This is a genomic window from Mycobacterium sp. SMC-4 (genome assembly GCF_050205565.1).
In the GTDB taxonomy this organism is placed as follows: Bacteria; Actinomycetota; Actinomycetes; order Mycobacteriales; family Mycobacteriaceae; genus Mycobacterium.
Genome location: NZ_JBNMQU010000012.1, coordinates 15,116 through 37,740, shown reverse-complemented (window position 1 = coordinate 37,740; position 22,625 = coordinate 15,116). Strand labels below are relative to the sequence as shown.

18 protein-coding genes, 1 tRNA gene and 1 pseudogene are annotated in these 22,625 nt (G+C 66.4%); 13 read left to right on the top strand and 7 right to left on the bottom strand.

The annotated features are described in order from the left end of the window. Window positions 1–63 precede the first annotated feature (63 nt). A complete protein-coding gene (locus ACQI46_RS20245) occupies window positions 64–861 on the bottom strand; it encodes a DUF1460 domain-containing protein (protein ID WP_427095832.1) in 798 nt (265 codons plus the stop codon). Window positions 862–966: 105 nt separating this feature from the next. Here ACQI46_RS20245 and ACQI46_RS20240 point away from each other — a divergent pair, with 105 nt between their 5' ends. From ACQI46_RS20240 to ACQI46_RS20220, 5 genes and pseudogenes are all read left to right on the top strand, one after another. Then, complete coding sequence (locus ACQI46_RS20240; RefSeq protein WP_427095984.1) at window positions 967–1,914, top strand: lytic murein transglycosylase; 948 nt, start codon at window positions 967–969, stop codon at window positions 1,912–1,914. Window positions 1,915–1,976: 62 nt separating this feature from the next. Continuing rightward, window positions 1,977–4,694, top strand: coding sequence for a cation-translocating P-type ATPase (locus tag ACQI46_RS20235; protein WP_427095831.1), 2,718 nt, complete (start codon window positions 1,977–1,979; stop codon window positions 4,692–4,694). Window positions 4,695–4,767: 73 nt separating this feature from the next. Then, window positions 4,768–5,823: a DUF1214 domain-containing protein gene (locus tag ACQI46_RS20230; RefSeq protein WP_427095830.1), complete on the top strand. Its 1,056-nt coding sequence runs from the start codon at window positions 4,768–4,770 to the stop codon at window positions 5,821–5,823. Continuing rightward, window positions 5,820–7,046 (top strand): sulfotransferase family protein, encoded by a 1,227-nt coding sequence (locus tag ACQI46_RS20225; protein ID WP_427095829.1) that lies wholly within the window; start codon window positions 5,820–5,822, stop codon window positions 7,044–7,046. Before ACQI46_RS20230 ends, ACQI46_RS20225 begins: the two co-directional genes overlap by 4 nt. 162 nt (window positions 7,047–7,208) lie before the next feature. Next, window positions 7,209–7,436 (top strand): annotated as a pseudogene (locus ACQI46_RS20220) (integrase core domain-containing protein); the annotation flags it as partial. Here the strand turns inward: ACQI46_RS20220 and ACQI46_RS20215 are convergent. The 4 genes from ACQI46_RS20215 to ACQI46_RS20200 all read right to left on the bottom strand — a co-directional run bounded on the left by ACQI46_RS20215 (window position 7,433) and on the right by ACQI46_RS20200 (window position 10,282). After that, window positions 7,433–8,533 carry a hypothetical protein gene (locus ACQI46_RS20215; protein WP_427095828.1) on the bottom strand — a complete coding sequence of 367 codons (1,101 nt, stop codon included), beginning with the start codon at window positions 8,531–8,533 and terminating at the stop codon, window positions 7,433–7,435. The pseudogene ACQI46_RS20220 and the gene ACQI46_RS20215 sit on opposite strands and share 4 nt — an antisense overlap. Continuing rightward, window positions 8,526–9,140 carry a hypothetical protein gene (locus tag ACQI46_RS20210; RefSeq protein WP_427095827.1) on the bottom strand — a complete coding sequence of 205 codons (615 nt, stop codon included), beginning with the start codon at window positions 9,138–9,140 and terminating at the stop codon, window positions 8,526–8,528. The genes ACQI46_RS20215 and ACQI46_RS20210 overlap by 8 nt, the downstream gene beginning before the upstream one ends. Next, a complete protein-coding gene (locus ACQI46_RS20205) occupies window positions 9,137–9,859 on the bottom strand; it encodes a hypothetical protein (RefSeq protein ID WP_427095826.1) in 723 nt (240 codons plus the stop codon). The genes ACQI46_RS20210 and ACQI46_RS20205 overlap by 4 nt, the downstream gene beginning before the upstream one ends. Window positions 9,860–10,209: 350 nt before the next feature. After that, window positions 10,210–10,282: transfer RNA gene (locus tag ACQI46_RS20200), tRNA-Arg, on the bottom strand. A gap of 104 nt (window positions 10,283–10,386) precedes the next feature. Here ACQI46_RS20200 and argS point away from each other — a divergent pair. From argS to rho, 6 genes are all read left to right on the top strand, one after another. Further along, window positions 10,387–12,039, top strand: coding sequence for an arginine--tRNA ligase (argS, locus tag ACQI46_RS20195; protein ID WP_427095825.1), 1,653 nt, complete (start codon window positions 10,387–10,389; stop codon window positions 12,037–12,039). Window positions 12,040–12,110: 71 nt separating this feature from the next. Beyond that, complete coding sequence (gene lysA / locus ACQI46_RS20190) at window positions 12,111–13,454, top strand: diaminopimelate decarboxylase (RefSeq protein ID WP_427095983.1); 1,344 nt, start codon at window positions 12,111–12,113, stop codon at window positions 13,452–13,454. A 4-nt stretch (window positions 13,455–13,458) separates the two neighbouring features. Continuing rightward, complete coding sequence (locus ACQI46_RS20185) at window positions 13,459–14,784, top strand: homoserine dehydrogenase (RefSeq protein WP_427095824.1); 1,326 nt, start codon at window positions 13,459–13,461, stop codon at window positions 14,782–14,784. Then, window positions 14,781–15,857, top strand: a complete 1,077-nt coding sequence (gene thrC / locus ACQI46_RS20180; protein WP_427095823.1) for a threonine synthase — start codon at window positions 14,781–14,783, stop codon at window positions 15,855–15,857. The genes ACQI46_RS20185 and thrC overlap by 4 nt, the downstream gene beginning before the upstream one ends. A gap of 9 nt (window positions 15,858–15,866) precedes the next feature. Then, complete coding sequence (gene thrB / locus ACQI46_RS20175; protein WP_427095822.1) at window positions 15,867–16,820, top strand: homoserine kinase; 954 nt, start codon at window positions 15,867–15,869, stop codon at window positions 16,818–16,820. Between the two features lie 318 nt (window positions 16,821–17,138). Then, window positions 17,139–19,103, top strand: coding sequence for a transcription termination factor Rho (gene rho / locus ACQI46_RS20170; protein ID WP_427095821.1), 1,965 nt, complete (start codon window positions 17,139–17,141; stop codon window positions 19,101–19,103). Window positions 19,104–19,118: 15 nt separating this feature from the next. Here the strand turns inward: rho and ACQI46_RS20165 are convergent, their stop codons facing one another. Beyond that, entirely contained in the window at window positions 19,119–19,523 is a 405-nt protein-coding gene (locus tag ACQI46_RS20165) for a MarR family winged helix-turn-helix transcriptional regulator (RefSeq protein ID WP_427095982.1), read from the bottom strand. A 98-nt stretch (window positions 19,524–19,621) separates the two neighbouring features. Here ACQI46_RS20165 and ACQI46_RS20160 point away from each other — a divergent pair, with 98 nt between their 5' ends. After that, a complete protein-coding gene (locus ACQI46_RS20160) occupies window positions 19,622–20,194 on the top strand; it encodes a maleylpyruvate isomerase family mycothiol-dependent enzyme (RefSeq protein WP_427095820.1) in 573 nt (190 codons plus the stop codon). Here the strand turns inward: ACQI46_RS20160 and ACQI46_RS20155 are convergent. Further along, window positions 20,172–20,825: a TetR/AcrR family transcriptional regulator gene (locus ACQI46_RS20155; RefSeq protein ID WP_427095819.1), complete on the bottom strand. Its 654-nt coding sequence runs from the start codon at window positions 20,823–20,825 to the stop codon at window positions 20,172–20,174. The two genes, ACQI46_RS20160 and ACQI46_RS20155, sit on opposite strands and share 23 nt — an antisense overlap. Before the next feature lie 107 nt (window positions 20,826–20,932). Here ACQI46_RS20155 and fadD1 point away from each other — a divergent pair, with 107 nt between their 5' ends. Then, a complete protein-coding gene (fadD1, locus tag ACQI46_RS20150) occupies window positions 20,933–22,501 on the top strand; it encodes a fatty-acid--CoA ligase FadD1 (RefSeq protein ID WP_427095818.1) in 1,569 nt (522 codons plus the stop codon). Window positions 22,502–22,625: the final 124 nt, after the last annotated feature.

Sequence of the window (22,625 nt, the reverse complement as noted above, 5' to 3'; positions counted from 1 at the left end):
TCGTTGGACCTCCCGCCAGACTAACCACTTGGTTGGGTGGCAAACTCAGGCGGGCGTCACAAGTCAGCGGAGGGGACGCAGGACCACGATGCCGGGCACCGTCGCCACGTAGTCAGCCAACGGCGTGTCGACGACCTGCATGCTCGAGTCCAGTGACGACGCGTTGCGGAACACCGGGCCCGCGGGTGTGTCGATGAAGATGCCGACATGCGTCACGTCCAGTCCGCCGTCTTCGGCATAGGCGCCCACGTAGTCGCCGGTCCGCAATTGGCTGACGACGTCGTCGTCGACGTGCCCGCTGGGAATGTAGGACACGTCGCGCGCCACCACGGGCAGGCCGGGCAGGTACACGCCGCCGGAGTCCTTTTGGTTCAGGTTCTTCGACGTGCGCACGGCATCGTCACTGACCGCGGCGGTGACATCGGTGGCCAGAGCCGGAGAGGACGCGGCCCAGTCGGTGAAGAAGTGTCTCCGGTTCTCGAAGGCGACGACGCCGTCCTTGTAGCGGACGTCGGTCAGGTTCTCGAGGAACGAGTCGCGGTCGTCGCCGCGTTTGAGGGCTTCGACGTAATCGGCGTAGGTGAAGCAGTCGACGCGCTGCAGCTCGACGACGAGTTGTTCGGGCTCGGTCGCCGATCCGACCAGGGTGTTCGCGGCGTACGGGGTGCCGAGGAACTGTGCCGACACCGCCTCGGCGTCCTTGGCGTCCGACGCGAGCATCGTCGCCAAGATGTGCTCGCTCCCCGCGGAGATGCGCGCCGTCGGCGATGCCTGCGCCGGGGACAGCGTGACGGTGAGGACCGCAACGACTGCGGCAACACACGCGCCGCCGAGGCGACGTCGACTCAATAGACGGGTCATGAGCAGCTCCTTTCTGACTCGCGCATTGTTGGCCACTGTACGGAGGTGGGCAGACAGCGACGATGTCGTCACACTGGTCGAGACGGCACAAAGGGAGGGATCGAACTGAGCTGCACCCGCGCGCTGACCGCGGCCCTGATACTGACGATCACACTGCTGGCCGGCTGCACCTCGGCGGTGGAGCCCGAGCAGGCCCCGCGCGAGCTGGCGCCGCACACCGCTGCGCCGACGAAGACCGCCCCCGCGGCGGCGCCGCCCCCGCACGTGACGCCGCCCTGGGCGCAGCCGCGGCTGGCCGTCGAGCCGGCGCGGCTGGTCGACGACCTCGTCGCCGACGAGCGTGTGTTGCGCGACCCTGCGGCGACCGAGGACTGGCTGACCGCCGCGGCGCGCCGGCAGCAGGCGGCGTACCGGCTGTTCGCCCGTCATCCCGAGTGGGATGCGGTCGCGCATGCGCGCATCCCCGCGTCGCTGCGTGAGGTTTTCGACCGCAACGTCGACGCCCGCCGCCAACTCGAAGCCATGAGCTCGGGGCGGGGCTCGCCGACGTTGCCCGCCTGGCACCTCAACCCGCCGACACCGCTGCCCGAACTGCACAAGCTCTACCGGGAGGCCGAGCACGCCTCCGGCGTCGGTTGGAACTATCTGGCGGCGATCAACTTCGTCGAGACCGCGTTCGGCCGGATCCGTGGTGTCAGCACCGCCGGCGCGCAAGGCCCGATGCAGTTCCTGCCGTCGACGTTCGCGATCTACGGTCGCGGCGACATCTGGTCCCCGCGCGATGCCATCCTGGCCGCCGGGCGGTTCCTGGCCGCCCACGGCTTCGCCCGTGACCGGGACGCCGCGATCTTCCGCTACAACAACTCGCGTCGATACGTGCGCGCGGTCAACCAGTACGCCGCGTTGATCGCGGCCGATCCGGCGGTTTTCGACGGATTCCACCGGTGGGATGTGTACTACCGGACCGCGGCCGGTGACGTCGTGCTGCCCGTGGGATACCGCACCGATCGCCCGATCCCGGTCGAGGAGTACGTGGCCAAGTACCCGCAGTGATGTGGGGGGTGCGTGTTCACCCGTCGGTTGCGCCGCCGTCACCGGATCGACAGCATCGGAACATGACCGGTCGACGCGAAACCGTAGCCCAGCGCGACGTCGAGGACACCGAGTTCGCGGGTGCGGCGCACGCCCGTAGCAGAGCCGACATCCTGGCGGCGCTGCGTACCAGTGCAGACGGCTTGGACTCGGGTGAGGCTGCGGACCGCCTCGCCGAGGCCGGTCCGAACCGCCTACCGGAGCCGCCGCGCCGGTCGCCGCTGAAACGCTTCCTGGTGCAGTTCAACAACGTGTTGATCTACATCCTCGTCGGTGCCGCAGTTCTCAAAGCCATTCTGGGCGATTGGATCGACGCCGCGGTGATCGGCGCGGTCGCGGTGATCAACAGTGTCGTCGGTTATCTGCAGGAGGGTAAGGCCGAGCAGGCGCTCGACAGCATCCGCGCGATGCTGTCGGTGTCGGCGCGGGTGCTGCGCGACGGCAGGTGGATCAACGTCGACGCCGAGACGCTGGTGCCTGGCGACGTGGTGCGCATCGGGTCGGGGGACCGCATACCGGCCGATCTGCGGTTGCTGGAGGTGAACAACCTTCAGGTCGAGGAGTCCGCGTTGACGGGGGAGTCCGTTCCGGCGACCAAGAACGTCACCCACGTCCAGTTCGACGCAGGCATCGGCGACCGCACGTCGATGGTCTACTCGGGCACCATCGTGGCTGCCGGCACCGGGATCGGGGTGGTGACGGCCACGGGCACGGCCACCGAGATCGGTCGCATCCAGACCATGATGTCCGAGGTCGAGGGCATCGACACCCCGCTGACTCGCAAGCTGACGCAGTTCGGTCGACAACTGTCGCTGCTGATCCTGGTCATGGCCGCGGTGATGCTGCTGGTCGGCCGCATCAGAAACCAGTTCTCCATCGAGGAACTGATCTCAGCGGCAATCGGATTCGCGGTGGCGGCGATTCCGGAAGGGCTTCCGGCGGTGGTGACGGTGACACTGGCGCTCGGGGTGCAGCAGATGGCGCGACGTAACGCGATCACCCGCAAGCTACCTGCGGTCGAGGCGCTCGGTTCGGTCACGGTGATCTGCTCGGACAAGACCGGAACCTTGACCCAGAACGAGATGACGGTGCGCACCGTCGCGACCGCGCGGCACCGTTACGCGGTCACCGGCACCGGCTACGCGCCCCACGGTGGCATCGAAATCGACGGTGCTGCAGCGCCGTTGGACGACCACCCGGATTTGAGGGCGTTGGTCGTCGCCATGGCGCTGTGCAACGACGCCCGGCTCACCGAGTCCGACGGCCACTGGCGCGTCGTGGGTGAGCCCACCGAAGGTGCGCTGCGCGCGATGGCGCAGAAGCTCGGTGTCGGTACACCCATGCGCCGGCTCGCCGAAGTTCCGTTCGAGTCGGCCAACAAGTTCATGGTCACCCTCGACGAGGCGGCCGACGGCGCCAGATGGCTGCACCTCAAAGGCGCTCCGGACCGTCTGCTCGACAGGTCGTCCACCCAGCTGCGCGCCGGTGTGGCCGAACCCGTGGACCGCGCCTTCTGGCACGAGCGGGTCGACGAACTCAGCGCCCAAGGCCTCCGGGTGCTCGCGGCGGCCCGACGCCCAGCCGGCGGCGCTGACGACATCGCCATTGAGGACGTCAGTGCCGGACTGGAATTCATCGGCGTGGTCGGGATCGTCGATCCGCCCCGCCCGGAGGCCGTCGACGCGATCGCGAACTGCCACCGGGCCGGTATCCGGGTGAAGATGATCACCGGCGATCATGTCGGCACCGCCACGGCGATCGCACGGGAGATGGGCGTCGTCGACGCCGCGAAGCCGCCCGCGCTCACCGGCGCCGACCTGCAGGCCATGAGCCAGCCACGGTTGCGCGAGGTCGTCGGCGAGGTCGACATCTACGCGCGGACCAGCCCGGAACACAAGCTGCGTATCGTCCGCGCTTTGCAGGCCGAGGGCGAGGTTGTCGCGATGACCGGGGACGGCGTCAACGACGCACCCGCGCTCAGCCGCGCCGACATCGGGGTCGCGATGGGCATCAAAGGCACCGAGGCGACGAAGGAAGCCGCAGGCATCGTGCTGGCCGACGACAACTTCGCGACCATCGAGCGGGCGGTCGAAGAGGGGCGGCGGATCTACGACAACATCCGCAAGTCGGTGCTTTTCTTGTTGCCCAGCAATGGTTCTCAATCGCTGGTGATCCTCGTGGCCATCCTGTTCGGCTTCGCGCTGCCGCTACAGCCCGTGCAGATCCTGTGGGTCAATCTGGTCACCGGCGTCACGCTGGCGCTGGCGTTGGTGTTCGAGAAGGCCGAGGACGGGCTGATGTCCAGGCCCCCGCGTCCGGCGAACCAACCCGTGGTGCGGCTGGCGGACGTGTCGATGATCGCGTTGGTGTCGGTGCTGGTGGCCGGCGCGGCGCTGGCGGTCTTCTTCATCGGCCGCGCCAACGGCTACCCGCTGGACGAAGCGCAGACCGCCGCGGTGAACATGCTGGCGATGGGACAACTGGCCTATCTGTTCAACTGCCGGTTCGTGTCGACCTCGAGCCTGCGGCCGGCGGCGCTGCGCGGCAACCCATGGGTGTGGCGGATGGCGGCCGCGCTGGTGGCGCTCCAACTGGTGTTCATCTACACGCCGTTCATGAACGCGTGGTTCCACTCCGCGCCGATCACGCTGTTGGGTTGGGCCGTCGCACTGGGTTTCTCGCTGGTGATCTTCCTGATCGTCGAGGCGGCCAAGGCCATCGGTCAGCGGATGGGCTACTGAGCCAACGACCTTCCGGTCGTGGGCATCCCTGGCTAGACTCCGCTGCGATGACTATGTCAGCGCGCGGTGACCGATGAGTGACGACAGCTGGCAGGCGTTCGCCGACGGCGTGCGTGCGGCCGGCGAGGGCATGGCCGAGGCGACCGCGGACCTCGATGCCACCGATCGTGCCGATGGGCAGCGCGCATTGGTGTGCGCGCTGAACAACCTTCTGGGCCGGCTGGAGACCAACCGGGACCGCCCCGAACTGGTGTCGTTCAATGGTTGGCGGCAGAAGTTCTTCATGGACAACCCCGACTACCGGTACTGGATCACCGACATCCGCGACGACCGCAGCTACCGGATCGTCGGCAACGTCGGCGAGTCGGTGTACCAGTCCGTCACGGTGTACAGCGGAACCAGCGTCGCCGACGCCGCGGCCGTGGCGCGCCTGGACAGAGACGGCCTGGGCGCCGATGCGGCGGGGAACTTCTCGATAACGCTGTCCGCGAACGACTTTGACGGTCTCGGACTGAAACTGCCTGCGGGGTCGACGTCGGTGTGGGTGCGTTACGTCCATCAGGGCACGGATCCGGCCGAGCCAGGTTGGTGCCGGATCGATTCGCTTGACGCCGATTCTGATGTGCCGGGGCCTCGCAATCTCGACAAGGCGCTGTCGCGGCTGGGCCGCACCTTCGCTCAGCTGCCGAAAGTTCTCCAATTCGCCGTCGCCGACGATGTCGCAGCGCCCAACGCGGTGCGGCACTGGTCGGCGATGGCCGGGGGAGCTGCGTTCACCGAGCCCGGAATCCACTACGTCCGGGGCGCATGGGAGCTCGGCGATGACGAAGCTCTGATCCTCGAAGGCCTGCCGCCGGCGTGCCGGCACTGGAATATCGTGCTGTACAACCGCTTTCTCAACTCGCTGGATTATCGATACAGGACGGTGTCGCGCACAGGTGCGTCGGTCACCCTGTCCGACGGTGGCTACCGGTTCTCGCTCGCGGCCCGCGATCCCGGTATTGCGGGGTACGACTGGCTGGACACCGAGGGCCGACACTTCGGGGTGTTCGTGATGCGGTTCCTGCATGCCGCCACACCGCCGGAACTGCCCGTGGCGCGACGCGTTTCGCTCGGTGAGCTCCGATGAGGGGGCAGATGCCGCAGCGCAGCTCGACGGCACGGCAGATCTACGCCGAGGCTGAGAAGGACCGCGCGGAGAACCCGCAGCGCTATCAGTTCGACGTCGACCGGGTCGTCGACCGGGCCACGCGACGCGGCGAGTTCTCGCCGGACGACTTCGCCGCCGGCTGGCGCTCGGGACTCGAGGCGTTCCTCGGCTCCGCCGAACAGGACGGTCGGCTCAACGCGGTCGGGATCAGAATGGCGCTGCAGTCCGCCACCGGGCGGCTGACCGCCGGCGCGCGAATTGCCCGCTACCGCAGAGAGCATCCGGAGGTCTGTGCCGTCGAGATGGCTCCGCCGATCGTGATCATTGGCGGCTGGCGCACCGGTACGACGTTCCTCTTCCGACTTCTGGGCAGTGACCCTCGATTGCACGCACCACTGCCCGCCGAACTGGTGGCCCCGTGGCGATTCGCTTCGCCTGACCATCCGCAGGCCTCGGAAATCAGCGCGACCACCAGTTCGCTCCTGCACACGCTGAACCCGGATATGGCGGTGGTGCACCCGTCGGGTCCGGCGCTGCCGGAGGAATGCGTGCTCGGGATGGGCACCGACCTGCGCAACTGGGGATTCACGTCGATGATGCGGCTGCCGTCGTACGCCGAATGGCTTGCCGGACAGGACTTCAGCGGAACCTACTCGCGCTACCGCGACGGGCTACAGCTGCTTGCCTGCGGGGATCCGCGACGTTTCGTGCTGAAAGCGCCCGCCCACACAGCCGAACTGGACCACCTGATCGAGACGTTCCCTGGCCTGACCGTGGTGCAGATCCATCGCGACATCGTGTCGACCCTGACCTCGGGCGCCAGCCTGTTCGCCGTCTACCGCGCCACCTACAGCGACGAGGTCGACCCCATCGAGGTCGGACGCCAGCAGCTGGACCAGAGCGAGCTGTGGTTCCGGCGCGCGGTCGAGGTGCGCCGCGAGACTCCGGCCGATGCCGCGACGTTCCTCGACATCGACTACCGCGATCTGGTCGACAATCCGGCGCGCGTGGTTGGGAGGGTCTATGCAGCCGCCGGCATGTCACCCCCCGACGACCTCGACGGGTTCATCGACGACTACCACCGGGCGCATCCCCGGGACGCAGGCGGCCATCGCTACACGGCTGAAGAGTTCGGCATCCGGGCCGACGAGGTCTGGGAGAGGTTCGCGTTTCTCGACGAGATCGCGCTTGGGCGGGATTGAGCGGGGCAAAGGGCGACGAGTGCATCTCGGCGCGCGCTGTCATGCACCCACACCCGGATGGTTGGATGTGACGAAGCGCGCTGTACGAAGGAACGACAACCACTTCAGCTACCGACGCTCTAACGACGTCGCGGCGTCATCACCGCACTCAAGGGCAAACACGTGTTCATCAAGCCGCACTGTCCGTGGCAAAACGGCAAAGTCGAACGCTTCAACCGCACAATGCAAACCGAATGGGCCTACCAGCAGGTGTTCACCAGCAGCGGCGCTCGATGCGCCGCCCGTGCCCCCTGGCGGGACGACTACAACAATCGACGACGCCACTCAGCCCCCGGAGGCCGACCCCCGATCAGTCGACTGTCACCAAACCTGGCTGCCGAGTACAGCTAGAGCCGGAGTGCCGGCGCGAAAGTCTCGACGTCCCACCGGTCGGCGTTCACCGACTTCCTGGCTCTGACCTGCCCCGATATACCCCAGGTCCGGACGTTCTGTCCGAGGCCTTGCAGGGAGGTTCGGGCGCGCTTCGCTGATTTATTAAGCGCGATTTGAGGCTTCGCAGAGCAATAGACTTCCTTTGACATCGATTTGATTCGGGCGATATCCGTCGTGGACGGCCTTTGCTGCCGACCAGCTCGGTACGGCGCAATCAGCGATATGACTTCGGAAGTCAGGAGTTGAGACCAAACATCGTCGTGATGAGCGTTGGGCGCGCCATGGTGTGGAATCTTAAAGACGGACGCGAGCGAGTGCGGATCGTGCGTGGCAAGGACAGCCGTCCAGCCGCACCCATTGGGTCCACTAAGCAGATCTGCACCAAGAATCACCGCAGTCGTTCCTACGTTCACTGCTATCGCCACGGCTAGTTCGTTTGGATCTTGCTGTTTAAGACGTCGCCTGTCCCCTACTTTTGCAAGTCCGGTCGATAAATATCGAATTGACCTACTGACCGCTTCATCTGATGGCGAAAGAGCGGTCACCGCAGCTTCTATTGAACTTTCGCTCAAAGCGCGTGACCATAGGATCCTCTGCTCATAGCCCCGTTTAAGATAAGGGATGCCGCCGGATTGGCGACCTCGTTCTTCAATGACCTCAAAAATCTTGCGGTACTCTGATCGAATAGACTTTCGAAACATCTTTTCGATGTCGGCGTCGGCTTCGATCTCTGCAAAGAATTCCTCGCGGGTTAACGCGGATGAACATACAAAGGTTGCGGACGAGCAGGCGGCGAATACTTGCGCTAAACCAGCAATGTGGTCGTCATGGGCATGTGTCCCAATGACTAAGCGCACCGAGGTTGATACGTCTACACCGATACCGATTAGGTAGTCGAGAACAGGGATTTGTTTAGTCTGTTGATCGATGCATGAGTCAACGATTATCCAATCGCCTTCGCCCGTGTGAACGGCGATCGACTCTCCTTTTCCTGGGCCGAAGATAGAAACTTCGACTTCGTCTAGAGTGGGGGGCGTGTTTTGCGCGCTAGTCAAAATACGGAGCCAGTTCCGACAAGCGTTCCTTCGCGCGCATGGCCTGTTCCGTTATCTCACTCTCAGTCCATGTGCCCATACGTCTAGTTCGAACTGCGGATGTACGGGTCGGACCGCCAATATCTGCGACTGTGCGGACAGTGACGTACACGATGTCCCCAGGACCGACTTGGTCCTCTTCGGGGAGAAGGTCCCAAGAGAAATCGGCAATTACTACTGCACCGTCGCCGAACGGTATGAGTTCTGCGGTAAAGTATTCGTCGTCAACTTCGAGAACCCGGCCCTCCCATTTTTCCATTCCTGCTACCGGCATTGCCGGTGATTCTGAGGATTTCTGCTGTTGTGCCCGAAAACGGTTGATTACGGTTCGCAGGATTTCTGCATGATGTTCCTTAGCGAGTGAATTCGAACGAGACGCCGCAATCTTCCGTTTCTCCCCGGTGTCTGTGGAGAATCCTAAAGTGCTGTTCTGGAGCATCCCTGTTTTATGCTCAAATTGCATGAAACTGTGGCGATATGCATTCAGTAGTCCTTCTAGTTTATCCGACGGCGAAATGTCGGAGTTCGTTCGCGGCATGTTTGTCGAAGGCTCGGCAGTAACTGTCATTTAATTCTCATTATTGCTTTGGTCACTTCGTTGGAGCGTTCGATGCTGGAGATCCACTTAGAGGAAAGTATTTCCTTGACTGTCGGTATTTTGTCGGCAGATGGCTCAAGGAAATTTGACTGTTCGGCTTCTACAGTCCACGCCTCGTCGCGAGTTGCTGGTTGATGCTCAACTATTTGAAGGTTGAAATGATCGTTATGCGACACGAAAATATGGCCCTGAAATCGCATCGAGGGCTCGACATCAATCTGCACCCGCCCGCCGTACTCGTCAGGGCGTTGAGACCAAAGCACAATCTGGCGCGTCACGGGTAGCTTTACGAGTTCTTCCCAGAACTGCTTCGGGGCAAGTTGGTCTCCAACGGCGTGATAATGGTTTAAATCACGCGCCGCGAAGTGCGTTTCTCGGTTTATTCCAAGCGCGGCGACAGGAGTATGTCGGAGTGCACTTAGCACCCCGATGGCAACGTCTCTTACTCGCTCGAATTCTGCAGGCTCACTGGTGCTGACCTGAAATGTGTCTGGAGTTACTTGACACCTTAACCATCCAGTCCTGAAGAGCGCGAATTCGCTTGTTACGATTTCGACTTCGGCATCGGCAAATTCATTCGTGCCTATGAGATTCTGATGAAGCAACCAAGCCGGCGAGAAAATGGCAGCATTAAACTGACCCCGCACGACAACCGTGATTGCGTCCAACGCTATGACGGTCTTCGTCACATTTGATCCCCACCTCACATGAATACACCGCGCGAGCCGCACTCTCGGCTCAGACCTTAACAACCAACCTACGTCTCCGGTCGGTATTCCGGGGCGGGCGAGTGCCCTTTCGACTGCAGTAGAGCATCATCTGAGCTGGCTCGTCGCCGAGGGCGCGCCGATCGAATGCCTCCGGCGACGCGACAGAACGAGATCCCGTCCCGGGCGTGAACCGCGGCTTGGTTGGGCAGCCACATCAGCTAATGGATCCAAGCTTCAGCAAAGAAGCCGATTGTTGGTTTACGGTTCGAAAATTTTCGGAGAGAGCGGCTTAGCGGCCCATCACCGCTGGCGCGTCAATTCTAGCTAAGTGCCCCCGGCAGGATTCGAACCTGCGGCCTTCTGCTCCGGAGGCAGACGCTCTATCCCCTGAGCTACGGGGGCGCGTGCAAGAACACTGCGCCATTGGGCGTGGCCTAGCGTAGCGCATGACAGCGAGTGGAAACGGATTCGGGGCCACAAGGGGCCAGACCATAGGATGAACCCTCGTGACCCCCGCCGATCTGGCCGAGTTGCTCAAGGCCACCGCTGCCGCGGTGCTGGCCGAGCACGGCCTCGACACCGCCGCACTGCCCGCCATCGTCACGGTGGAGCGCCCGCGCAACCCTGACCACGGTGATTACGCCACCAACCTGGCGTTGCAGCTCGGCAAGAAGGTCGGCGCCAACCCCCGCGAGCTGGCCGGCTGGCTGGCCACCGCGCTGGCCGAGCGGGACGGCATCGCCGCCGCCGACGTCGCCGGGCCCGGGTTCGTGAACCTGCGCATCGAGGCGTCCGCGCAGAACGTCATCGTCACCAACGTGCTGAGCGCCGGCGCCGACTACGGCCACTCGAGCGAGCTGGGCGGCACCAAGGTCAACCTCGAGTTCGTCTCGGCCAACCCCACCGGCCCTATCCACATCGGCGGCACCCGCTGGGCCGCCGTCGGCGACGCGTTGGGCCGGCTGCTCACCACCCAGGGCGCCGAGGTCACCCGCGAGTACTACTTCAACGACCACGGCGCGCAGATCGACCGCTTCACCAACTCGCTGATCGCCGCCGCCAAGGGCGAGCCGACCCCCGAGGACGGCTACGCGGGCACCTACATCGGCGACATCGCCGCCCAGGTGCTGGCCAAAGAGCCCGGCGCGCTCGAGCTGCCCGAGGACGAGATGCGCGAGACGTTCCGCGCGATCGGCGTGAACCTGATGTTCGACCACATCAAGGAATCGCTGCACGAATTCGGCACCGACTTCGACGTCTACACCCACGAAGACTCGATGCACACCTCCGGGCGCGTCGACCAGGCCATCACCCAGCTGCGCGAGAACGGCGCCATCTACGAAAAAGACGGCGCCACCTGGCTGCGCACCACCGACCACGGCGACGACAAGGACCGCGTCGTCATCAAGAGCGATGGCCAACCCGCCTACATCGCCGGTGACCTCGCGTACTTCCTCGACAAGCGCAAGCGCGGCTTCGACCTGTGCATCTACATGCTCGGCGCAGACCACCACGGATACGTCGCGCGGCTCAAGGCGGCCGCGGCCGCGCTCGGCGACAACCCCGACACCGTCGAGGTGCTCATCGGCCAGATGGTCAACCTGGTCCGCGACGGCCAGCCGGTCCGGATGAGCAAGCGCGCCGGCACCGTGATCACGCTCGACGATCTCGTCGAGGCCATCGGCGTCGACGCCTCGCGTTACTCACTGATCCGCAGCTCGGTCGACACCCCCATCGACATCGACCTCGGATTGTGGTCCTCGGCGTCCAACGAGAACCCGGTCTACTACGTGCAATACGCGCACGCCCGGTTGTCGGCGCTGGCGCGCAACGCCGCCGACCTCGGCGTCACACCCGACACCGCGCACCTGGACCTGCTCACCCACGACAAAGAGGGCACGCTGATCCGCAACATCGGCGAGTTCCCGCGGGTGCTGAAAACCGCTGCGGCCCTTCGTGAACCGCATCGGGTGTCGCGCTACCTCGAAGACCTGGCCGGCGACTACCACCGCTTCTACGACTCCTGCCGCGTCCTGCCCCAGGGCGACGAACAAGCCGGAGACTTGCACGGAGCGCGGCTCGCGCTGTGCGCGGCCACCCGCCAGGTTATCGCCAACGGTCTGAGCATCCTCGGCGTCAGCGCCCCGGAGCGCATGTGATCGCCCATCCCGCCGGTCAACGGCACGCCGAAGAAGGCCACCACGCCGACACCCCCGACCGACCCCGCGACATCACCGAGGTGCTGACCCTGGCGCCGAACGTGTGGCCGCGCAACGCCGTTCGCGGCGACGACGGTGTCGTGCGCATCGCCGGCGTCGCGGTCACCGACATCGCCGCCGAGTTCGGCACGCCCGTCTTCGTCATCGACGAGGACGACTTCCGGTCACGCTGCCGCGAGATCTCCGCCGCGTTCGGCGGGGGAGAGCACGTCCACTACGCGGCCAAGGCGTTCCTGTGCACCGAGATCGCGCGCTGGGTCAACGAAGAAGGCCTGTGCCTGGACGTCGCGACCGGCGGCGAACTGGCCGTCGCACTGCACGCCGGGTTCCCCGCCGAACGAATCACCGTGCACGGCAACAACAAATCGATCGCCGAACTCACCACAGCCGTCAAAGCCGGTGTGGGCCACGTGGTGCTCGACTCCGAGATCGAAATCGAGCGCCTCGACCGGATCGCCGGTGAGGCCGGCGTCGTGCAAGACGTGCTGGTGCGCGTGACCGTCGGCGTCGAGGCACACACCCACGAGTTCATCTCCACCGCACACGAAGACCAGAAGTTCGGGCTGTCACTGGCCAGCGGCGCGGCGATGGACGCCGTGCGCAAGGTCTTCGCGACCGACCACCTGCGGCTGGTCGGTCTGCACAGCCACATCGGCTCCCAGATCTTCGACGTCGCCGGCTTCGAGATCGCCGCGCGCCGCGTCATCGGACTGCTGCGCGACGTGGTCGCCGAGTTCGGCGTCGAGAAGACCGCCCAGATGTCGATCGTGGACCTCGGCGGCGGCCTGGGCATCTCGTATCTGCCGCAGGACAACCCGCCCCCGATGGACGAACTGGCCGACAAGCTGCTGACCATCGTGCGCAACGAGTCGGCCGCGGTCGGGCTGCCGGCTCCCAAGCTGGTGGTCGAACCCGGACGCGCCATCGCCGGCCCGGGCACCATCACCCTCTACGAAGTCGGGACCGTCAAAGACGTCGCCGTGGCCGCCGACCGGTACCGCCGCTACGTCAGCGTCGACGGCGGGATGAGCGACAACATCCGCACCTCGCTGTACGGCGCCGAGTACGACGTCCGGCTGCTGTCCCGGACCAGCGACGGGGCACCGGCGTTGTCGCGGGTGGTCGGCAAGCACTGCGAAAGCGGTGACATCGTGGTCCGCGACGCGTGGATGCCCGACGACGTCGCACCGGGTGACTTGGCCGGAGTCGCGGCGACGGGCGCATACTGCTATTCGATGTCGAGCCGATACAACCTGATCGGCCGACCGGCTGTCGTGGCCGTGCGCGACGGGCGAGCCCGCCTGATCCTGCGCCGCGAGACGGTCGATGATCTCCTGAGTCTGGAAGTGAGGTGAACCGGTGACTGAGGCCGTCAGCGAGATCGGCGTGGCCGTCCTGGGGCTGGGCAACGTGGGCAGCCAGGTGGTCCGCATCATCGAGGAGAGCGCGACAGACCTCGCCGCGCGGATCGGAGCGCCGCTGGCGGTGCGCGGCATCGGCGTGCGCCGAGTCGACGCCGACCGCGGCGTCTCACCCGACCTGCTGACCGACGACATCGAAGCGCTGGTCAAGCGCGACGACGTCGACATCGTCGTCGAGCTCATGGGTCCGGTCGAACCTGCGCGCAAGGCCATCCTCGGCGCGCTCGAACAAGGCAAGTCGGTCATCACCGCCAACAAGGCGCTGATGGCCGTCTCCGCCGGCGAGCTCGCCCAGGCCGCCGAAAACGCCCACGTCGACCTCTATTTCGAGGCCGCCGTCGCCGGAGCCATCCCGGTGATCCGCCCGCTGACGCAGTCGCTGGCCGGTGACACCGTGCTGCGGGTCGCCGGCATCGTCAACGGCACCACCAACTACATCCTCTCCGAGATGGACAGCACCGGAGCCGACTACGCCACCGCGCTGGCCGACGCCGGTGCGCTCGGATACGCCGAGGCCGACCCCACGGCCGACGTCGAGGGCCACGACGCCGCCGCCAAGGCCGCGATCCTCGCGTCCATCGCGTTCCACACCCGGGTGACCGCCGACGACGTCCACTGCGAGGGCATCACCAAGGTCACCGCAGCCGACTTCGCGTCGGCGCGCGCGCTCGGCTGCACGATCAAGCTGCTGGCCACCTGCGAAAGGCTCGCCGGCGACGACGGGCAGGAGCGGGTCTCGGCCCGCGTGTACCCGGCGCTGGTGCCGCTGGACCATCCGCTGGCCTCGGTCAATGGTGCGTTCAACGCCGTGGTCGTGGAGGCCGAGGCCGCCGGTCGGCTGATGTTCTACGGCCAGGGCGCCGGCGGCGCGCCGACGGCGTCCGCGGTGCTGGGCGACCTGGTGATGGCCGCGCGCAACCGGGTGCAGGGTGGCCGTGGGCCGCGCGAATCCCGGTACGCCAAGCTGCCGATCGCGCCGATCGGTGACATCGCCACCCGCTACTACGTCAACATGAACGTCGCCGACCGGCCCGGCGTGCTGTCGGCCGTCGCCGCCGAGTTCGCCACCCGCGAAGTCAGCATCGCCGAGGTCCGGCAGGAGGGCATGGTCGACGAGGGCGGACAGCGCTGCGGCGCCCGCATCGTCGTCGTGACCCACCGCGCCACCGACGCCGCACTATCGAAAACCGTTGCCGCCCTTGCTGATCTGGAGGTCGTGCAGAGTATCAACAGCGTCCTTCGGATGGAGGGAACCACCGAATGAGTACCACAGCCGTGCACCAGCCCTGGCCGGGCCTGATCGAGGCCTACCGCGACCGCCTGCCCATCGAGGACAGCTGGACCCCGATCACCCTGCGCGAGGGCGGCACCCCGCTGCTCCCGGCGCCCCGGTTGTCCGAATACACCGGCTGCACAGTGCATTTGAAGGTCGAAGGGCTCAACCCGACCGGATCGTTCAAGGACCGCGGGATGACGATGGCCGTCACCGAAGCGGTGGCCCGCGGCCAGCAGGCCGTGTTGTGCGCGTCGACCGGCAACACGTCCGCGTCGGCGGCCGCCTACGCGGCGCGCGCCGGAATCACCTGCGCGGTGCTGGTGCCGCAGGGCAAGATCGCGATGGGCAAGCTCGCCCAGGCGGTCATGCACGGCGCCAAGATCATTCAGATCGACGGCAACTTCGACGACTGCCTGGAACTGGCGCGCAAGCTGACCGCCGACTTCCCGACCGTGTCGCTGGTCAACTCGGTCAACCCGTTCCGCATCGAGGGCCAGAAGACCGCCGCGTTCGAAATCGTCGACGCGCTCGGTGACGCGCCCGACGTCCACGCGCTGCCCGTCGGCAACGCCGGCAACATCACCGCGTACTGGAAGGGCTACACCGAGTACCAGCGCGACGGCATCGCTACGCGGCTGCCGCGCATGCTCGGCACCCAGGCCGCCGGCGCGGCCCCGCTCGTCCTCGGCGAACCCGTCAACGACCCCGAGACCATCGCGACCGCGATCCGCATCGGCTCACCCGCCTCGTGGAGCTCGGCGGTCGAAGCTCAGCAGCAGTCCGACGGACGCTTCCTGGCCGCCACCGACGAAGAGATCCTGGCCGCCTACCACCTGGTGGCCCGCACCGAAGGCGTGTTCGTCGAGCCCGCCTCGGCGGCCAGCATCGCCGGCCTGATCAAGTCGATCGAAGACGGCTGGGTCGCCAAGGGCTCGACCGTCGTGTGCACCGTCACCGGCAACGGTCTCAAGGATCCTGACACCGCACTCAAGGGCATGCCCGCTGTGATCCCGGTTCCGGTCGATCCGGTCGCCGTCGTGGCAAAGCTGGGCCTGGTCTAGGAACAGTTCATGACGCGCACCCTGCCTCCCGGGCTGACGGCCAACGCTGTCGTCGCGGCGTCGAGTGCCAACCTCGGCCCCGGCTTCGACAGCCTCGGCCTTGCCGTGAGCATCTACGACGAGATCATCGTCGAGACAACGCAATCCGGGCTCACGGTCGAGGTCGAAGGTGAAGGGGAGGGGCAGGTACCGCTCGACGCCTCGCATCTGGTGGTGCGGGCGATCGAACGGGGGCTGAGCGCCCTGGGGGTTGCGGCCACGGGGTTGATCGTGCGCTGCCGCAACGACATTCCACACTCGCGCGGTCTCGGGTCGTCGGCGGCCGCAGTGGTCGGTGGTCTTGCCGCGGCCAATGGGCTTGCGGCACAGGTGGGTTGCACGCCGATGACCGAAGCCGAGCTGGTCCAGGTCTCGTCGGAGTTCGAGGGACACCCCGACAATGCCGCCGCGGCGGTGTGCGGCGGTGCGGTCGTGTCCTGGACGGAGGTCGACGGCGAGACTCGGCGTTACGCGTCGGCCCCGATCCGGCTGCATCCCGACATCAACCTGTTCGTCGCCATTCCGCAGGTGCGGTCCTCGACCGCCGAGACCCGGGTGCTGCTGCCCGAGCAGGTCAGCCACCACGACGCCCGGTTCAACCTGAGTCGGGCGGCGCTGCTGGTGGTCGCCCTCTCCGAGCGTCCTGACCTGCTGATGGCAGCGACCGAAGACGTCCTGCACCAGCCGCAGCGGGCGCCGGCCATGCCGGCATCGGCGGAATTTCTTGCGGTGCTGCGCCGTTGTGGGTTTGCAGCAGTGCTGTCAGGCGCCGGGCCTGCGGTGCTGGCTTTGAGCACCCGGGCGGAACTTCCGCAGGAAGCCGTCAGGTGCGCCGCTGAAAAAGGGTTCACCGTCGTCAAGACCTCGGTCGGCAACGGCGTCACGTGGGCCTCGGGAGTGGCGGTCGGTAGCTCGGAGGCGTGACGGAAACGACGGAAAGCCAGGTGGACGGCTAGCGCGCATGCCGAAACCGCAACATGCCCACCACGGCTTTCTTGCTTCCGCCTCGGATGAGAGTTATTCTCGCAATCGTCCAGCAATCGCAGCGTCTGTACCTGCGCCGACACTAGGACGACCACTCTTCTTTCAGGTGTTCAATTTGTGGACTGACGGTTCGCCGTTCTCCGGCGAAGCCCGGCGATCATCGTTGCAGTGGCAATGGTGTGACCTTCGCGATCAGCGGATCGGCTGACCGCACCGAACCCCCGCGTGACTCGATCAGCGAGGGAAGAAAGGAAATCCGTGACCGATACGGACCTCATCACGGCTGGTGACAGCGCCGAATCCGGCCAGCTGCCCATCGCCGTGACCCCAGACGCTCCCGCTGCCGAAAAGGAGAGCGCGACGCAGGCTCCGGCCTCGACGCGACGCGGCGGAGCTCTGACCAGCATGGTGCTGCCCGAACTGCGCGCCCTGGCGAAGGAACTCGGCATCGAGGGTGCCTCGGGCATGCGTAAGGGCGAGCTCGTTTCGGCCATCCGCGAGCGCCGCAATGCGAGCAACGGCACCACCGCTGCCGCCGCCGAGGCTCCGGTCTCGACGGCCCCAGAATCCGGCACCGCCGAGCCGGCCACCGCCGACGCGCCGACGGCACCGCCGCGGCGTGAACGGCGCAGCGCGTCGCGCGACCAGGGCAAGCCGGCCACCGAGCAGCCGGCCGCGCAGGAGGCATCCGACAGCGCGCCGACTCAGGACCGTGACCAGGCCAAGACCGACGCGGGCAAGGACAATCGCGCCGGGCGCCGTGGCCGTGACGACCGGGAATCGAAGGACGACAACTCCGGTGCCGCCGAGAAGGCGGACGATTCCGGCAAGGCGGACAACTCCGCCAAGTCCGACAAGCAGGACAACAACGACTCGGACAACCGCTCCGATGGCGATCAGCAGGGCGGCCAGAACCGCGGCCGGTCGGACAACAACCGTTCCGACAACAACGACGACGACGGCGACGGTCGTCAGGGCCGGCGCGGACGACGCTTCCGGGACCGGCGGCGTCGTGAGCGCGGCGGCGGCGAGGGTGGCGGGAACACCGATGCCGAGCTGCGCGAGGACGACGTCGTCCAGCCGGTGGCCGGCATCCTCGACGTGCTGGACAACTACGCGTTCGTGCGGACCTCGGGCTACCTCGCCGGACCCAACGACGTCTACGTCTCGATGAACATGGTCCGCAAGAACGGCCTGCGCCGCGGTGACGCGGTGACCGGTGCCGTGCGCGTCCCCCGCGACAACGACGGGGGTGGCGACAAAAACCCGCGGCAGAAGTTCAACCCGCTGGTGCGCCTCGACAGCGTCAACGGCAAGCCCGTCGAAGAGGCCAGGAAGCGGCCCGAGTTCAACAAGCTCACCCCGCTCTACCCGAACCAGCGGCTGCGTCTGGAGACCTCCGGCGACAAGCTGACCACCCGCGTGATCGACCTGATCATGCCGATCGGTAAGGGCCAGCGCGCCCTGATCGTGTCCCCGCCCAAGGCCGGTAAGACCACGATCATGCAGGACATCGCCAACGCGATCACCCGCAACAATCCGGAATGCCATCTGATGGTGGTGCTCGTCGACGAGCGTCCTGAAGAGGTCACCGACATGCAGCGCTCGGTCAAGGGGGAGGTCATCGCCTCTACCTTCGACCGTCCGCCGTCCGACCACACCCAGGCCGCCGAGCTCGCGATCGAACGCGCCAAGCGCCTGGTGGAACAGGGCAAGGACGTCGTGGTGCTGCTCGACTCGATCACCCGCCTGGGCCGCGCCTACAACAACGCCTCCCCGGCGTCGGGCCGCATCCTCTCGGGTGGTGTGGACTCGACCGCGCTGTATCCGCCGAAACGCTTCCTGGGCGCGGCGCGCAACATCGAGGAAGGTGGCTCGCTGACGATCATCGCCACGGCCATGGTCGAGACCGGTTCCACCGGTGACACGGTCATCTTCGAGGAGTTCAAGGGCACCGGCAACGCCGAGCTCAAGCTGGACCGCAAGATCGCCGAGCGTCGGGTGTTCCCGGCTGTCGACGTCAACCCGTCGGGCACCCGCAAGGACGAGCTGCTGCTCTCGCCCGACGAGTTCGCGATCGTGCACAAGCTGCGTCGGGTGCTGTCCGGGCTGGATCCGCACCAGGCCATCGATCTGTTGATGAGCCAGCTGCGCAAGACCAAGAACAACTACGAGTTCCTGGTCCAGGTCTCGAAGAACACGCCCGGCGGCGACGTCGACTGATCGCCCGGGCGCGGCTCACGCGTAGGGGTCGGTGATCTCGCGCAATGCGACCAGCGCGTCGCGCAGCGCGGTGAACGTGCTGTCGCCGAGGTGGTTGCGCCACTGTTCCTCGACGCGCGCGACCTCGGCGCCGGCGAGCCGGCACACCTGTGCGCCCTGGTCGCTGAGGGTGACCAGTCGGGCCCGCGCATCGGTGGGGTCGGGACGGCGTTCCACGTAGCCGGCGCGCTCGAGCTGGTCGATGAGTGCTCCGGCGGTCTGCTTGGTGACGCGGGCCTGGTCGGCAAGGTCGGTCAGCCGCATGCCGGCGGGATCGAGGCGTTGCATCAGTCGCGATTGCGCGATCGTGATGTCGGTGAATCCCGCATCGGCGATCGCTGTCATCACTCGGCTCTCGACGTCGCGGTGCGCGATGAACATCAAGACCGCGACGGGTGGGTGCTCGGTCACCCCTTGACTTTAGTCCGATTCCCTGACTAATTTTTGGTCAGGGAATCTGACTAATCCGGGAGATCGTCATGGACGTCGATACCGTCTGGCAGCACATCGACCAGCAACGACGCGAACTGGCCGACCTTCTGGACAGTCTCGACGCCGCGGCCTGGGACGTGCCGTCGCTGTGCGACGGGTGGGCGGTCCGGAATGTCGCCGCGCATCTGACCCATTCGACGCTCGGCACGCCGCGGATGATCTGGGAGGCGGCCCGCAGCGGATTCCGGATGAACGCGGTCATCGACCGGATGGCGCGTGCCGACGACGGCACGCCCGAACAGATCACCGCCCGGCTACGCGACATCGTCGGATGTCGACGCCATCCGCCGGGCACCGATGTCCGCGACCCGCTGACCGACGTGCTGGTGCACACCCAGGACATCTGTCGTCCGTTGGGAATCGAGCGGGCCATGCCCGTCGACGCCGCCGTGGAAGCGGCCACACACGTCTGGGGCCACGGGTTTCCGTTTCACGCACGTCGGCGTTTCAGCGACACGCGGCTGATCGCCACCGACGCGGACTTCAGCCTGGGGGAGGGCACGGCGACCGTCGAGGCGCCGATCAGCGATCTGCTGGTCAAGCTGACGGGGCGTCGCTGACCGCACCCGGATCGCAGCGCAGCGCCGCCACGATGTAGCGACGCGCGTGCCGCAACACCGACTCATGATCGTCGACGTCGCACTGTTCCCCCGGAACCGTCGCCAGGCTCATCATCAGCCGGGCGATCCACTCCGCCGCCTCGTCGCAGTCGGTGTTCGGGTGGATCTCGCCGGCCTCGACCGCAGCCCGCAGATAGGGCACCCAGAACGCGGCGATCTCCGGGATCAGTCCGCGGACACCCAGTCCCACGCAGGCGGTGAACGCTTCGGGCTCTTCCTGTCGCAGCTTGAGCACCAGGGCGCCCGGCGTTTCGGATTCCTTGCGTGCCAGGGCGACACCGACCGCGATCTGCTGGTCCAGCCCGCGCACCGCATCCAGGCGCGTCCGCGACTCGGTCCAGAAGGCGTCGTTGAGTCGGACGATGGCCGCGCCGAGAAGCTCGGACTTGTCGGGGAAATGGCGGTAGAGCCAACCCCTGCTGACGCCGGCAACCTCGGCCACCTCCGAGACGGTCGTCGCGCGAATCCCTTTGGCGGTCAAGCAGCGAACCGCTGCGTCGATCAACCGGTCGCGCACCGGCAGTTTCGATTCCGGCGCGGATGCCGGATTGACCTCGGTGTCGACGCTCATCGGCCTATCTTCGCAAATGACCGGTCCGCGGTGGGGCGATGTGGCCCACCCGTGACCCGTCGAGTAGACAAGTATCCAAATCTGTGCACCAAGCGAAGGGCGGGCGGGTGGCCGAGACGGTTCAGCAACTGCTGCGGGAGCGCTACGGCGACGACGGCATCGCCGTCACCTACGAAGGGCAGACCTGGACCTGGCGCGAACATCTCGACGCCGCGGCCACGCAGGCAGCGGCTCTGATCGGTGCCGCTGACCGGGCCCGTCCGCTGCACGTCGGCACGCTGCTGGGCAACACCCCGGACATGCTGACCGCGATGGCGGCCGCGGGCCTCGGCGGCTACGTGCTGTGCGGAGTCAACAACACCCGTCGCGGGCCGGCCCTGGCGCGCGACATCCTGCACGCCGACTGCCAGTTCGTCCTCACCGACGACGAGCACGTCGCCCTACTCGACGGACTGGATCTCCCCGGCGTGCGCGTCCTGGTGGTCGGCAGTGCCGAGTACAAAGAACTGCTGACGGGCGCCGGCGAACTCACCCCGTACCGCGAACCCGGCGGGGGTGACACCTTCATGCTGATCTTCACCTCCGGTACCAGCGGCGACCCCAAAGCCGTGCAGGTCATGCACGCGATGGTGTTGCTCGCCGGCGCGGCCCTGACCGACCGATTCGGCCTGGGCCCCGACGATGTCTGCTACCTGTCGATGCCGCTGTTCCACAGCAACGCGGTCCTGGCCGGTTGGTCGGTGGCGCTCAACGCCGGTGCGGCGATGGCGCCCGCGCACTTCTCCGCGTCCCGCTTCCTCGACGACATCCGGCGCTACGGCGCCACGTACATGAACTACGTCGGGAAGCCCCTCGCCTACCTCCTGGCCACGCCCGAACGGCGCGACGACGCGGACAACCCGCTGCGCGTGGCCTTCGGCAACGAGGCCACCGACCGTGACATCGCCGAGTTCGCCCGCCGCTTCGACTGCCAGGTGTGGGACGGCTTCGGGTCGACAGAGAACGCCGTCACCGTCACCCGCGAGGACGGCTGCCCGCCAGGTTCCATCGGGAAGGGCTTCCCCGGAGTGGCGATCTACAACGCCGAAACCCTCACCGAATGCGCCGTCGCGCAATTCGACCGGCACGGCGCCCTGCTCAACTCCGACGAGGCGATCGGAGAACTCGTCAACACCCAGGGGTCCGGCATGTTCGCCGGGTACTACAACGACCCCGGCGCGACCGACCAACGCATGCGCCACGGCATGTTCTGGACCGGCGACCTCGCCTACCGGGATGCCGACGGCTGGATCTATCTGGCAGGTCGGACCGCCGACTGGATGCGCGTCGACGGGGAGAACATGACCGCCGCACCGATCGAGCGAATCCTGATCCGGTTGCCCGCCGTCAGCACCGTCGCCGTCTACCCGGTGCCCGACGAACACGTCGGCGACCAGGTGATGGCCGCCATCGTGCTCCAGGACGAGGCGACGCTGACCCCCGAAGAGTTCGGCGAGTTCCTCGCCGGCCAGCCCGACCTGTCGCCGAAGGCCTGGCCCCGTCACGTCTGGATCGCCGACGAGCTGCCGGCCACCGCCACCAACAAGATCCTCAAGCGAGAACTCGTCGCGATGGGCACCGAACCTGCCGGACGCGTGCTGTGGCGGCGCGACGGCCGCATCTACCGTCCGGAATAGGGCGGCTCGGCTGCGCGTTTAGGCTGCTGGCGGTCGTACTGGCATAATGGATCGCCGACACCTCGGTTCCGGTTCACGCCGCAATCTCTCGAATACTCAGAGGCGACCCGGGGCCCACGATCGA